We start from the raw sequence: 13,506 nt of genomic DNA, 5'->3' as shown, positions 1-13,506 counted from the left end.
ACAGAATTTCTTGACGACCATAGAGCATTGGAACCACCTGATCCCATCCCGAACTCAGCAGTGAAACGATGCATCGCCGATGGTAGTGTGGGGTTTCCCCATGTGAGAGTAGGTCATCGTCAAGATTCATTTCGCAAAACCCCTATCTGCGCGAGCAGGTAGGGGTTTTGTCTTTTGTGGCCAAATTGGTCATGTTGGTCATGGCCCGAAACCCATTCGCGACACAAGGCCGCTGCTACGAGGTATTGTGTCGTTCCCGGACCAATGCCTACCGCCTCACGAGATTCCTTCATGGCCAATACCACCTCCCTCCATCCTGGCTTCATGATCGTGCACGGCAACCGCCTGGACGAACTGCGTAGCCTGGTGGTGAGCTGGATGCGCCGTTATCCCCTGGCGCCCCTGGAGAACGAAATCGCCCTGGTGCAGAGTAACGGCATCGCCCAGTGGCTGAAACTGGCTTTGGCCGAAGACCCGCAAGACGATGATCAAGGCGGTTGCGGCATCGCCGCAGCGGTGGATGTGCAGCTTCCGGGCAGTTTCATGTGGCAGCTGTATCGTCGGGTATTGGGCCGTGACGAAATCCCCGAGGTCTCCCTGCTCGACAAGGCGCCGTTGACCTGGCGCCTGATGCGCTTGCTGCCCGAACTGATCGAGCGTCCGCATTTCGAGCCGCTGCGGCGCTTCTTGACCGATGACAGTGATCTGCGCAAACGCTACCAACTGGCCGAGCGCCTGGCCGATCTGTTCGACCAGTACCAGGTCTATCGCGCTGACTGGCTCAAGGACTGGGCTGCAGGCGAACACGTGCTCAACTCCGCACGGAGTGAACGCAAACCCTTGGCCCCAGGCAATCGCTGGCAGGCAGAATTGTGGCGAGCGTTGCTGCTGGATGTCGGCGAACAGGGCATGGCCCAGAGCCGTGCCGGTGTTCACCAGCGTTTCATCGAACGGATGAATACCCTGGAGCAGGCACCCGCCGGGTTACCTGCGCGGGTGATCGTTTTCGGAATCTCCTCATTGCCTGCCCAGGCACTGGAAGCACTGGCAGGTCTTGCTCGGTTCAGCCAGGTGTTGTTGTGCGTGCATAACCCTTGCCGCCACCACTGGGCAGACATCGTTGCCGACAAAGACCTTCTGCGCCACCAGTACAAGCGGCAGCAGCGCAAGCAAGGCATGCCCCTGGAGCTGGACGATGAATCATTGCACCAGCATGCCCATCCGTTGCTGGCCGCATGGGGCAAGCAGGGGCGTGACTACATCAACTTGCTCGACAGCTACGATGACCCGGGCAGTTACCGGGGAGTGTTCAGCGATGGGCGTATCGACCTGTTCAGCGACAGTGAGCCGACCACGCTGCTCAAACAATTGCAGGACGATATCCTCGAACTCCGCCCTCTTGCCGAGAGCCGTGCACTGTGGCCAGGCGTCGATCCCGGGAAGGACCGGTCGGTGCGTTTCCATGTAGCGCACAGCCCACAGCGTGAGGTGGAAATCCTGCATGACCAGTTACTCGCCCGCTTCAGTGCCGACCCTACCCTGCGCCCGCGCGACGTGATCGTCATGTTGCCGGCGATCGATACCTACGCCCCACATATCCGCGCGGTGTTCGGACAGTTGCAGCGTACCGATCCTCGCTTCATCCCCTTCACCCTGACGGACCAGGGCCAACGCGGTCGCGACCCTTTATTGATCGCCCTGGAACACCTGCTCAAGTTGCCTGAAAGCCGTTTCGCCGTGAGCGAGGTACTCGACTTGCTCGACGTGCCGGCGGTGCGGGCCCGTTTCGGTATTCGCGAGGGCGACCTGCCAACCTTGCATCGCTGGATCGAGGGTGCAGGTATAAGGTGGGGCCTGAACGCCGAGCAACGGGCTTCGTTGGGTCTGCCGGAAGGCCTCGAGCAGAACAGCTGGCGATTCGGTCTGCGTCGCATGTTGTTGGGGTACGCCGTGGGCGTCGGTGAAAGCTGCGACGGCATCGAGCCCTATGACGAGATCGGCGGTCTCGATGCCGCATTGATCGGGCCTCTGGTCGCATTGCTCGACGCTCTGGATGTCGCATGCCAAGCGCTGACTCAACCTGCGACGGCCGGGGAATGGGGGGCGCGCCTCAATGCGCTGTTGCAGGTGTTCTTCCTGGCCGAGGACGAACATGACGAATTCCTCCTGATGCAACTGCAGGACCTGCGTGATAGCTGGCTGGAGGTGTGCGAGACCGTCGGCCTGCAAGACCCGCTGCCACTGACCGTGGTCCGTGAGGCCTGGTTGTCGGGCCTCGACCAGGGCAAGTTGTCGCAGCGCTTCCTTGCCGGGTCGGTGAATTTCTGCACGCTCATGCCCATGCGTGCGATCCCCTTCCGTGTCGTCTGCCTGTTGGGCATGAATGATGGTGACTACCCACGTGCCCAACCCCCATTGGACTTCGACCTGATGGCCAGCGACTATCGACCCGGTGACCGCTCGCGCCGTGAAGATGACCGCTACCTGCTGCTCGAGGCCCTGCTGTCTGCCCGCGACCAGCTTTATATCAGCTGGGTAGGTCGAAGCATTCGTGACAACAGCGAGCGCCCGGCCTCTGTGCTTATTGGCCAATTGCGCGATCACCTTGCCGCGGGCTGGCAATTGGCGGGTACTCGCAGCGGCGATCCACTGCCTGCAGGTGAGCAATTGCTGCATGCGCTGACCCAGGAGCATCCACTGCAGCCGTTCAGCCCGCGCTACTTCCAGAAGGGCAGTGCATTGTTCAGCTATGCCCATGAGTGGCAGCTGTTGCACCAGGACGCGCCTGATCCGCTGCAGGAGGCGCCGGAGTTGACGCCCTACCAGCACGACGAAGCCTTGACCTTGACGCAGTTGCAGGATTTCCTGCGCCATCCGGTTCGACATTTCTTCAGCCAGCGCCTGAAAGTGTTCTTCGAGGCGCTGGAGGCGCCGACGCCGGACGAGGAACCGTTCGTCCTCGATGCCTTGCAGCGTTACGGAGCCAGCGAACGTCTACTGGGCGCGGCGCTGCTCGACCCCGACAACGCCGAGCAGGCATTGCACACCCAGGCGCGTCGCCTGCAAGCCTGCGGCTTGTTGCCATTGGCTGGCTTCGGCGAGCTGCTGCAGGCCGAACTGGTGCAGCCACTCCCGGATCTGCTGCAACGCCATCGGCAGTTGTTACAGCGGTGGCCAACGGTGGTGGAGGGCGCATTGCCCATTCGGTTCCAGCATGCCGGCCATGAGCTGGAAGGTTGGCTCGGCCGGGTCTACCAGGCGGATGATCTAAGCCTGTTGAGCATTTCGACCGTGCCTAACACCATCAGCGCCGGACGTAACAATCTTAAATGGCATCGCCTGACCGCAACCTGGGTCATGCATCTGGCCGCCTGCGCGGTGGGATACTCACTCAACAGCGCCGTGGTCGCCAGCGATCTGACCTTGCTACTGGCGCCCCTGGCGCAGGAGCAGGCCCGCGAATTGCTCGGTGAACTGCTGGTAGCACGCCAGGCCGGTATGAATGCACCGCTGCCGGTGGCGGCCAAGACGGCATTCGCCTGGCTGGCCCAGGACGACCCGGACAAGGCCCTGGTCGCCGCCACGCGAGCCTATGAAGGAGACGAGCGGAACCATTTCGGCGAGCGCAGCGAGAGCATCGCCCTGGCCCGGCAATTCCGCGACTTCGCTGCACTGAGCGCCGACGAAACCTTCGAGGGCTGGTGCGAATCCCTCTACCGCCCCCTGTTTGCAGCGCCTTGGCAAACCCTGGGTAATCCGGAGGCCGGCGCATGAGCACAGTCCGCCCCCTGGCTTTGCAATTCCCCCTGCACGGCAGCCAACTCATCGAGGCCAGCGCCGGTACGGGCAAGACCTTCACCATTTCCGCACTGTACCTGCGCCTGATTCTTGGCCATGGCGGCGAGCAGGGCTTCGGTCGTGAATTGTTGCCGCCGCAGATCCTGGTGGTGACCTTCACCGACGCTGCCACCAAAGAGCTGCGTGAACGTATCCGCGCCCGGCTGGCCGAAGCTGCGCGGTTCTTCCGAGGTGAGTCGGAAGGTGCTGATCCCTTGCTTTGGCAGTTGCGCGACGACTACACCCAGGAGCAGTGGCCCCGTTGCGCCAGCCGTCTGGAAATTGCCGTGCAGTGGATGGACGAAGCTGCGGTCTCGACCATTCATGGCTGGTGCCAGCGGATGTTGCGCGAGCATGCGTTCGACAGCGGCAGCCTGTTCACCCAGAGCCTGGAGACCGATCACAGCGAGTTGCTCGGCCAGGTGATGCGCGACTACTGGCGGCGCTTTTGCTATGACATGCAAGGCGAGGCGTTACGCTGGGTACGCAGCCACTGGGGCAGCCCCGATGCTTTGTTACCGCGCATCCGGCCACTGTTCGGTCGCGTGCGTTCACAGCAGGAGCAGGGCGGCGAAGAGCCGCAAGCTTTGATCGAATCGGCCCTGCGTGAGCGCACCGAGCAGCTTTGCCAGCTCAAGGCGCCCTGGCGCATGTGGACCGAGGAGTTGCATCAGCTTTGCCGCGATGCGGTCGCTGCCAAACAGGCGGATGGGCGTAAGCTGCAGGCCCGGTATTTCGAGCCATGGTTCGACAAACTGCGTGCCTGGGCCGGCGACGCCGAAGTGGTGGAACTCGACCTGGGCACCGGTTTCACCCGCCTGACTCCGGCAGGGATGGCCGAGGCCTGGAAAGTCGGTGCTCCCCCCGAGCACCCGGCGCTGGAGGCCATGCAGACCCTGCAGCAACAGTTGCAAGGCCTGAGCAGCCCGGACGTGCGCCTGCTGGAGCATGCCGCGGCCTGGGTATCGGCGCGTTTCGAGCTGGAAAAACGCCGGCGCGCCGAAATGGGCTTCGATGACATGCTCCTTCGCTTGCAGAATGCGTTGGCCAGCGACGCCGGGGAACGCCTGGCCGGCCTGATCCGAGAGCAGTTCCCGGTGGCGCTGATCGATGAGTTCCAGGACACCGACCCCGTCCAGTACGGCATCTTCGAGCGTATCTATCGCATCAGCGAGAACCGCCCGGAAACCGGCCTGTTCATGATCGGTGACCCCAAACAGGCGATCTACGCCTTCCGCGGTGCGGATATCTACACCTACCTGTCGGCGCGTCGGGCGACCGAGGGGCGTCTTCACAGCCTCGATACCAACTACCGATCCAGCCAGGCCATGGTCGCTGCGGTCAACCAGGTATTCCTGCAGGCCGAGGCGCGCCAGCAGGGCCGTGGTGCCTTCCTGTTCCGCGAAGCTGACGACAACCCACTGCCCTTTATCGAAGTACAGGCCAAAGGCCGCGGCGAACAGCTGTTGGTAAACGGGCAGTCCAATGCCGCGTTGCAATGCTGGCGCTTGGAGAGTGACGAACCGATCTCCAGCACCTTCTATCGTCAGCGTCTGGCCGCCAGTTGCGCCACTCATATCGTCGCCATGCTCAATGGTGGCCAGCAAGGAGTGACCGGCTTTGCCGACGCAGACGGCCAACTGCGCCCCTGCCAGCCCTCGGACATTGCGATTCTGGTGCGCGATGGTCACGAGGCACAACTGGTGCGGGCCGAATTGGCTGCCCGTGACGTGCGCAGTGTGTACCTGTCCGACAAGGACTCGGTATTCGCTGCACAGGAAGCCCATGACCTGTTGGCGTGGCTCAAGGCTTGCGCCGAGCCCGACTCCGAGCGCCTGCTCAAGGCTGCACTGGCGAGCCTGACGCTGGACCTGTCATTGCTCGATCTGGATCGTCTGAACCAGGATGAGCGGGTCTGGGAAGACTGGGTCATGCGTTTTCGGCGCTACCGCGAGACCTGGCAGCGCCAGGGTGTCCTGCCGATGTTGCGGCACCTGCTGCACGACTTCGCCTTGCCCCGCACCCTGTTGCGCCGCAGCGACGGCGAGCGGGTCCTGACCAACCTGCTGCACCTGGCTGAACTGCTGCAGCAGGCTGCAGGCGAACTCGATGGCGAGCAAGCGTTGATCCGTCATCTGGCCGAACACCTGGCCAATGCTGGGCAGGCTGGTGAAGAGCAGATCCTGCGTCTTGAGAGCGACGAACAGCTGGTCAAGGTCGTGACGATCCACAAGTCCAAGGGTTTGGAGTATCCGCTGGTCTACCTACCCTTCATCTGTACCAGCAAGCCGGTCGACGGTAGCCGTCTGCCACTGGCCTGGCACGACAGCCAGGGCCAGGCGCACTTGACCCTGGCACCCGACGCCGATCAGATCGCCCGCGCCGACGACGAGCGCCTGGCCGAGGACCTGCGTCTGCTCTATGTGGCCTTGACCCGTGCCCAATACGCATGTTGGCTCGGGGTCGCCGACCTCAAGCGGGGTAATCAGAAAAGCTCTCAGCTGCACCGCTCCGCGTTGGGCTACTTGCTGGGCGGTGGGCTTGCGCTACCAGGCTCTGGGCATCTGGACGTCTGGCTGCAGGCATTGGTCGGCGGCTCTGCTCATATTGCGTGCCCTGGGATGCCGGAGGCCGATGACCAGTGTTATCGCGCACCTCGCGGCGAGCGCGAGCTGGTACCGGCGCGCAAGCCGCGACGGGCTGCATCCGAACATTGGTGGATCGCATCCTACAGTGCTTTGAGAATGGGAGAGCAGACATTGGGCGCTGATAGCTCTCAGGCTCAGCAGCTGCTCGATGACGAGGTCGTTGAGGTGCCGCAGTCGCGGCAGGTCGTGGCGGACAGCGGTGACATGCATCGCTTCCCACGAGGCCCCGGCCCCGGGACGTTCCTTCACGGCTTGCTGGAATGGGCTGGACGCGAAGGGTTCGCCGACATCGCCGGCGATCCGCAGCGAATCGAGCGGACCGTTGGTCAGCGCTGCAACCGCCGCAACTGGACCGGTTGGATCCCGACCCTCAGCCAATGGCTCGGGCAGTTGCTGGTCGAGCCGCTGCCGTTGCCTGGCGAGAATGCCGGCCTGGTCCTCGCGCAGTTGCAGCACTATCAGATCGAGATGGAATTCTGGTTTGCCAGCCAGCGGGTCGACGTCGAGCAACTCGACCGCCTGGTGGCGCGTCATACTCACCCGGGCTTGGTGCGACCAGCAGCGCAGCCGACGCTGCTCAACGGTATGTTCAAAGGCTTCATCGACCTGGCCTTCGAACTCGATGGGCGGTATTACGTGGCCGACTACAAGTCCAACTGGTTGGGCGTTGATATCGACGCCTACGATACCCCGGCCATGGAAAAGGCGATCCTCGAACATCGCTACGACCTGCAGTACGTACTCTACCTACTGGCCCTGCACCGCCAACTGCGGGCACGGCTGCCGGCATACGACTATGACCGCGATGTCGGCGGCGCCTTGTTCATTTTCCTGCGTGGGGCCAGCAGCAGCGGGCATGGTGTGTATTTCGCCAAGCCACCGCGTGCACTGATCGAAGCGCTCGACGCACTGTTCCGCGGCGAGAGCCAGCCTGAACAGCAAGACCTGTTTGCCGGAGCCGCGCCATGAGCCGAAGCCTCGACGATTTGCTGCCCACGCCGTTGCACGCCGAACAGCTGCTGGCGTTGGCCCCGCAGCGCGACAGCAACGACCTGTTGCTCCTGCTCGACCGCTGGGTCGAGCGTGGCTGGCTGCGAGCCCTGGACCGTGCGTTCGTGTCGTTCCTTGAAGAACGGCTGCCGGGTAGCGACCCGTTGCTGTTGCTGGCTGCCGCTCTGGCCAGTCACCAACTGGGCCACGGGCATGTCTGCCTCGACCTGAGCCAGACCTTGGACGAGCCGGATTTCGCCTTGTCGCTGCCACCTGAAGGCGATGCCGTGAGCGGGCCATTGCTGCTGCCCTCGCAGTTGCTCGCCAATCTTGACCTGACCACCTGGATCGACCGTATTGCCGCCAGCCCGCTGGTGGCCGACGGCTCCACGTCAGGGCAGCAGGCCAGGCCGCTGGTGCTCAGCGGCCAGCGCCTGTACCTACGGCGTTACTGGAGCTACGAGCGACAGATCGACCAGACCCTGCGTCAGCGGCTGCTGCAGGACGAGGCGACGCCGACCGATCTGCCCGAGCGTCTGGCGCAGTTGTTCGACGCTGGCGCCCTGGCCGGCCAGGTCGATTGGCAAAAGCTGGCCTGCGCCCTGGCCACCCGTTCTGGCTTCAGCATCATCACCGGTGGCCCCGGTACTGGCAAAACCACCACGGTCGTGCGTCTGCTGGCCCTGCTGCAAGCGCCTGCAGTGGAGCAGGGGCGACCCTTGCGGATCCGCCTGGCTGCGCCGACCGGCAAGGCTGCCGCGCGTCTGACCGAGTCGATCGGTCAGCAGGTCGAGCGCCTGCAGGTCGGTCCCGAGGTCCGTGGTCAGATTCCGACCGATGTCAGCACGGTACATCGGCTGTTGGGCAGCCGGCCGGGCTCGCGACATTTCCGTCATCACGCTGGTAACCCGTTGCCGCTGGATGTGCTGGTGGTCGACGAGGCCTCGATGATCGATCTGGAAATGATGGCCAACCTGCTCGATGCACTGCCGCCGAAGGCGCGCCTGATCCTGCTCGGCGACAAAGACCAGTTGGCGTCTGTGGAGGCCGGGGCGGTACTGGGCGACCTGTGTCGAGATGCCGAGGAGGGTCGCTATTCTGCGCAGACCCAAGCCTGGCTGGAGCAGATTGGCGGTCAGTCGCTGAGCGCCAGTGGGCTTAAGTCAGGAACGGCGGAACGGTACCCATTGGCCCAGCAAGTGGTGATGTTGCGCTTCTCCCGGCGTTTTGGCGAAGGCAGCGGTATCGGCCAGCTGGCGCGGCTGGTCAATCGCCAAGAGGCCCAGGCCGCGCGCGACTTGCTGGCCCTGCCGCCGGAGGACGTCTTCGGCCTGGCGCTGCGCGGCGAACAGGACCGGGCCTTCGATCGCTTCTTGCTCGACGGCCTGGACCGTGGCCCCGAAGGACCGCAAGGTTATCGCAGCTACCTGAGGGCCATCGGCCGTCATCGACCGGCGCCGGGTACTGCTTTCGACGATCCGCGCTGGGAGCATTGGGCCGGCAAGGTGCTCCAGCACTTCGAGGACTTTCAGCTGTTGTGCGCGGTGCGCAAAGGCGCCTGGGGTGTGGAAGGGCTCAACGAGCGAGTGGTGCGGGTGCTGCACAATGCCGGCCTGATCGACGCCCAGCAGCCCTGGTACGAAGGGCGGCCGGTGCTGGTGACGCGCAACGACTACGGCCTGAAGCTGATGAACGGCGACATCGGCATCGCCCTGCGTTTGCCCGACGAGCAAGGTCAGCCTCTGCTACGCGTGGCCTTCCCGCGCAACGATGGTAGCGGCGGGGTGCGCTTCGTGTTGCCCAGTCGTCTGAACGAGGTGGAAACGGTGTTCGCCATGACCGTGCACAAGTCACAGGGTTCGGAGTTCAGCCATACCGCCCTGGTACTGCCCGACGCACTCAACCCGGTGCTGACCAAGGAACTGATCTACACCGGCATCACCCGTGCAAAGCATTGTTTCAGCCTGATCGAACCTCGCCAGGGCATATTCGAGGAGGCCGTGGCGCGCAAGGTGCGGCGTATCTCGGGCCTGATGCTGGAGCAGGTCTGAGTCAGGTGTCCTGGGCGAATGCCATCTTCGTGTTCGCGCCCATCATCAACGGCGCGTTCATCTCGGTCACTTCGCGGATGTAGTCCCATAACAAGGTAATCCGCTTCAATTTGCGCAGGTCCTCCCGGCAGTACATCCAGAACTGCCGTGTGACTTCGACCTCACCAGGCAATACGGTGACCAGCCGAGGGTCCTGTGCCGCCAGAAAGCACGGCAGGATCGCCAGCCCGCGCCCCTGCAAGGCGGCAGTGTACTGCGCGATCACGCTGGTGCTGCGCAGGCGGGCGTTGGCATTGGGGATGAGGTTGGCCAGGTACAGCAGCTCGGAACTGAATGCCAGGTCGTCCACATAACTGATGAACGGGTGTCGGGCCAGGTCGTCGGGGCTGCGGATCGGCGCGTGGGCGTCCAGGTAGTCCTGGGTGGCGTACAGCCGCAGCTGGTAGTCGCAGAGCTTGCAGCACACATAAGGCCCATGCTCGGGGCGCTCCAGGGCAATGACGATGTCCGCTTCACGCTTGGACAGGCTGATGAAGTGCGGCAGCGGCAGGATATCCACCGAAATGGCCGGGTAGGCATCGACGAAACGGCTCAACTGCGGCGTCACGAAAAAACTGCCAAAGCCCTCGGTGCAGCCCATGCGCACATGTCCCGACAGCGCCACGCCAGAGCCGGTCACCTGCTCGCAAGCCATGTGCAGGGTGCTTTCTATGGATTCGGCATAGCTCAGCAGGCGCTGCCCTTCGGCGGTGAGCACGAAGCCGTTGGTCCGTGACTTTTCGAACAGCAGCGTGCCGAGCGCACTTTCCAGCGAGCTGATGCGCCGCGACACCGTGGTGTAGTCGACGTTGAGGCGCTTGGCCGCGCTGCTGGCCTTGCGGGTGCGCGCGACCTCCAGGAAGAACTTGAGGTCGTCCCAGTTCAGGGCGCTCAGGGATGTGAGGTCTTTTTGCATGATGATCCGGTTTTTTTGTGCGTTCTTATGGGATGTATGCACATCTATACTCGAAAAAGGCCCCGTGAACCAAGCGCCACCTCGCTGATGTTCAGGCACCAGCGTCGCGTCCGACAATAATTCCAAGGAGAACGCAGATGAACGCACCGCATACCCCCGCCCAGACCCAGGTCGAGCAGGTCAAGCTGCTGATCGACGGTCAATGGGTCGAATCGAAGTCCAGCGAATGGCGTGACATCGTCAATCCGGCCACCCAACAGGTGCTGGCGCGAGTTCCATTCGCCACCGCCGAGGAAGTGGACGCGGCCGTGGCCGCGGCCCAGCGTGCGTTCGCCTCCTGGCGCGATACCCCGATCGGCGCCCGCATGCGCATCATGCTCAAGCTCCAGGCGCTGATTCGCGAGCACACCAAGCGCATCGCCCAGACCCTGAGCGCCGAGCAGGGCAAGACCCTCGCCGACGCCGAAGGTGACATCTTCCGTGGCCTGGAAGTGGTCGAGCACGCCGCGTCCATCGGCACCCTGCAGATGGGCGAGTTCGCCGAGAACGTCGCAGGTGGCGTGGACACCTACACCCTGCGCCAACCGATCGGCGTGTGCGCGGGTATCACACCGTTCAACTTCCCGGCGATGATTCCGCTGTGGATGTTCCCGATGGCCATCGTCTGCGGCAACACCTTCGTGCTCAAACCCTCCGAGCAGGACCCGCTGTCGACCATGCAACTGGTCGAGCTGGCGCTGGAGGCGGGCGTACCGGCCGGTGTGCTCAACGTGGTGCACGGCGGCAAGCAGGTGGTGGATGCCATCTGCACCCACCCGGACATCAAGGCGATCTCCTTCGTTGGTTCCACCGAAGTCGGCACCCACGTCTACAACCTGGCCAGCCAGCACGGCAAGCGCGTGCAGTCGATGATGGGCGCGAAGAACCACGCGGTGGTGCTGCCCGATGCCAACCGCGTACAGACCGTCAACGCCCTGGTCGGCGCCGCCTTTGGCGCTGCCGGCCAGCGCTGCATGGCGACCTCGGTGGCAGTGCTGGTGGGCAAGGCCCGCGAATGGTTGCCCGATATCAAGGAAGCGGCGAGCAAGCTCAAAGTCAATGCCGGCTGTGAACCTGGCACCGACGTTGGCCCGGTGGTCTCCAAGCGCGCCAAGGAGCGTGTGCTGGGCCTGATCGAAAGCGGCATCAAGGAAGGCGCCACGCTCGAGCTCGACGGCCGTGGGGTCAAGGTTCCAGGATACGAGCAGGGCAACTTCGTCGGTCCGACCCTGTTCTCCGGAGTCAAGACCGACATGCAGGTGTATACCCAGGAAATCTTCGGGCCGGTATTGGTGACCTTGGAGGTCGATACCCTCGACGAGGCCATCGCCCTGGTCAACCGCAACCCGTTCGGCAACGGCACCGGTTTGTTCACCCAGAGCGGCGCGGCGGCGCGCAAGTTCCAGAGCGAGATCGACATCGGTCAGGTCGGCATCAACATCCCGATCCCGGTACCGGTACCGTTCTTCAGCTTCACTGGCTCGCGTGGCTCCAAGCTGGGTGACCTCGGCCCTTACGGCAAGCAGGTCGTGCAGTTCTACACGCAGACCAAGACGGTCACTGCCCGCTGGTTCGACGACGAAAGCGTCAATGACGGTGTGAACACCACCATCAGCCTTCGCTAAGCCACCCGTCTGCGTCAAGGAGAAAACCATGCGTATCGCATTCATCGGCCTGGGCAACATGGGTGCGCCCATGGCCCGCAACCTGATCAAAGCTGGGCATCAGCTGAACCTGTTCGACCTCAACCAAGCGGTGCTGTCCGAGCTTGCCCAACTCGGCGGCCAGGTCAGCGCCTCGCCCAAGGACGCCGCTGCCGGCAGTGAACTGGTGATCACCATGCTGCCTGCGGCGGCCCATGTGCGCAGTGTCTATCTGGGGGACGACGGCGTGCTCGCCGGCGTGCGTCCGGGGACGCCGACGGTCGATTGCAGCACCATCGACCCGCAGACGGCGCGCGAAGTGTCCAAGGCCGCGGCGGCCAAAGGCGTGGACATGGGCGATGCGCCGGTATCCGGTGGAACCGGTGGCGCAGCGGCAGGGACGTTGACGTTCATGGTCGGCGCCAGCGCCGAATTGTTCGCCACGCTCAAGCCGGTGCTCGAGCAGATGGGCCGCAACATCGTGCATTGCGGTGAGGTGGGCACCGGGCAGATCGCCAAGATCTGCAACAACCTGCTGCTGGGTATCTCGATGATCGGTGTGTCCGAGGCCATGGCCCTGGGCAACGCACTGGGCATCGACACCCAGGTGCTGGCCGGGATCATCAACAGCTCAACCGGGCGTTGCTGGAGCTCCGATACCTACAACCCGTGGCCGGGCATCATCGAGACCGCGCCGGCGTCACGCGGCTATACCGGTGGCTTTGGCGCCGAGCTGATGCTCAAGGATCTGGGATTGGCTACCGAGGCCGCCCGCCAGGCGCATCAACCGGTGATCATGGGCGCGCTGGCGCAGCAGCTATACCAGGCCATGAGCTTGCGCGGTGATGGCGGCAAGGACTTCTCGGCGATCGTTGAGGGGTACCGCAAAAAGGACTGATTGACGAGGTAAAGCATCGCCGGCGTGCCGGCGATGAGGCCGTTGGATACGGCGATTGTCTCTGATCAGGCGAAGACGAAGTACTTGCGCACGGTCTCGACCACTTCCCAGGTGCCTTTCATCCCTGGTTCGATGACGAATACGTCGCCGGCCTTGAGGTGCTTGGGCTCCTCGCCTTCCGGGGTGATGATGCAGTAGCCGTCGAGGAAGTGGCAAAACTCCCACTTCTCGTAGTTGACCTCGAACTTGCCTGGGGTGCAGATCCAGGTGCCCATGATCTTGCTGCCGTCCGCCGACAGGTAGGCATTGAGGTTGACGGTATGCGGGTCGCCGCCGATGCGCTTCCACTTGGTGGCGTCCACGACCGGCGTCGGGCAGGTCTCGCGCAGGACGGTGATGAAATCGGACATGGCACAACTCCTGGTGACTGGTTGGATGACTCGTC

At 63.5% G+C, this 13,506-nt stretch carries 7 protein-coding genes and 1 rRNA gene; 6 read left to right on the top strand and 2 right to left on the bottom strand.

Going from position 1 to position 13,506, the window contains the following annotated elements:
- Positions 1-9 precede the first annotated feature (9 nt).
- The 4 genes from rrf (at position 10) to recD (ending at position 9,526) form a co-directional block, all read left to right on the top strand.
- Positions 10-125 (top strand): 5S ribosomal RNA (rrf, locus tag E2H86_RS24980).
- A gap of 166 nt (positions 126-291) precedes the next feature.
- Positions 292-3,774: an exodeoxyribonuclease V subunit gamma gene (recC, locus tag E2H86_RS24975; RefSeq protein ID WP_133332176.1), complete on the top strand. Its 3,483-nt coding sequence runs from the start codon at positions 292-294 to the stop codon at positions 3,772-3,774.
- Entirely contained in the window at positions 3,771-7,454 is a 3,684-nt protein-coding gene (gene recB / locus E2H86_RS24970) for an exodeoxyribonuclease V subunit beta (protein WP_133332175.1), read from the top strand. Before recC ends, recB begins: the two co-directional genes overlap by 4 nt.
- Positions 7,451-9,526: an exodeoxyribonuclease V subunit alpha gene (recD, locus tag E2H86_RS24965; RefSeq protein ID WP_133332174.1), complete on the top strand. Its 2,076-nt coding sequence runs from the start codon at positions 7,451-7,453 to the stop codon at positions 9,524-9,526. Before recB ends, recD begins: the two co-directional genes overlap by 4 nt.
- Before the next feature lies 1 nt (position 9,527).
- On the opposite strand, the gene E2H86_RS24960 is transcribed toward recD, so the two are convergent.
- A complete protein-coding gene (locus E2H86_RS24960; RefSeq protein WP_133332173.1) occupies positions 9,528-10,481 on the bottom strand; it encodes a LysR family transcriptional regulator in 954 nt (317 codons plus the stop codon).
- Positions 10,482-10,618: 137 nt separating this feature from the next.
- On the opposite strand from E2H86_RS24960, the gene E2H86_RS24955 reads away from it, so the two are divergent.
- Positions 10,619-12,145, top strand: coding sequence for a CoA-acylating methylmalonate-semialdehyde dehydrogenase (locus tag E2H86_RS24955; RefSeq protein WP_133332172.1), 1,527 nt, complete (start codon positions 10,619-10,621; stop codon positions 12,143-12,145).
- Between the two features lie 28 nt (positions 12,146-12,173).
- Positions 12,174-13,061 carry a 3-hydroxyisobutyrate dehydrogenase gene (gene mmsB / locus E2H86_RS24950; protein WP_133332171.1) on the top strand — a complete coding sequence of 296 codons (888 nt, stop codon included), beginning with the start codon at positions 12,174-12,176 and terminating at the stop codon, positions 13,059-13,061.
- A 65-nt stretch (positions 13,062-13,126) separates the two neighbouring features.
- On the opposite strand, the gene E2H86_RS24945 is transcribed toward mmsB, so the two are convergent.
- The gene (locus E2H86_RS24945; RefSeq protein ID WP_003258412.1) at positions 13,127-13,471 is read right to left on the bottom strand and encodes a cupin domain-containing protein; all 345 of its coding nucleotides are present in this window, start codon (positions 13,469-13,471) and stop codon (positions 13,127-13,129) included.
- Positions 13,472-13,506 lie beyond the last annotated feature (35 nt).

It is taken from the genome of Pseudomonas putida, from assembly GCF_004357765.1.
GTDB lineage: Bacteria > Pseudomonadota > Gammaproteobacteria > Pseudomonadales > Pseudomonadaceae > Aquipseudomonas > Aquipseudomonas putida_U.
This window is presented reverse-complemented; position numbering and strand designations above follow the sequence as displayed.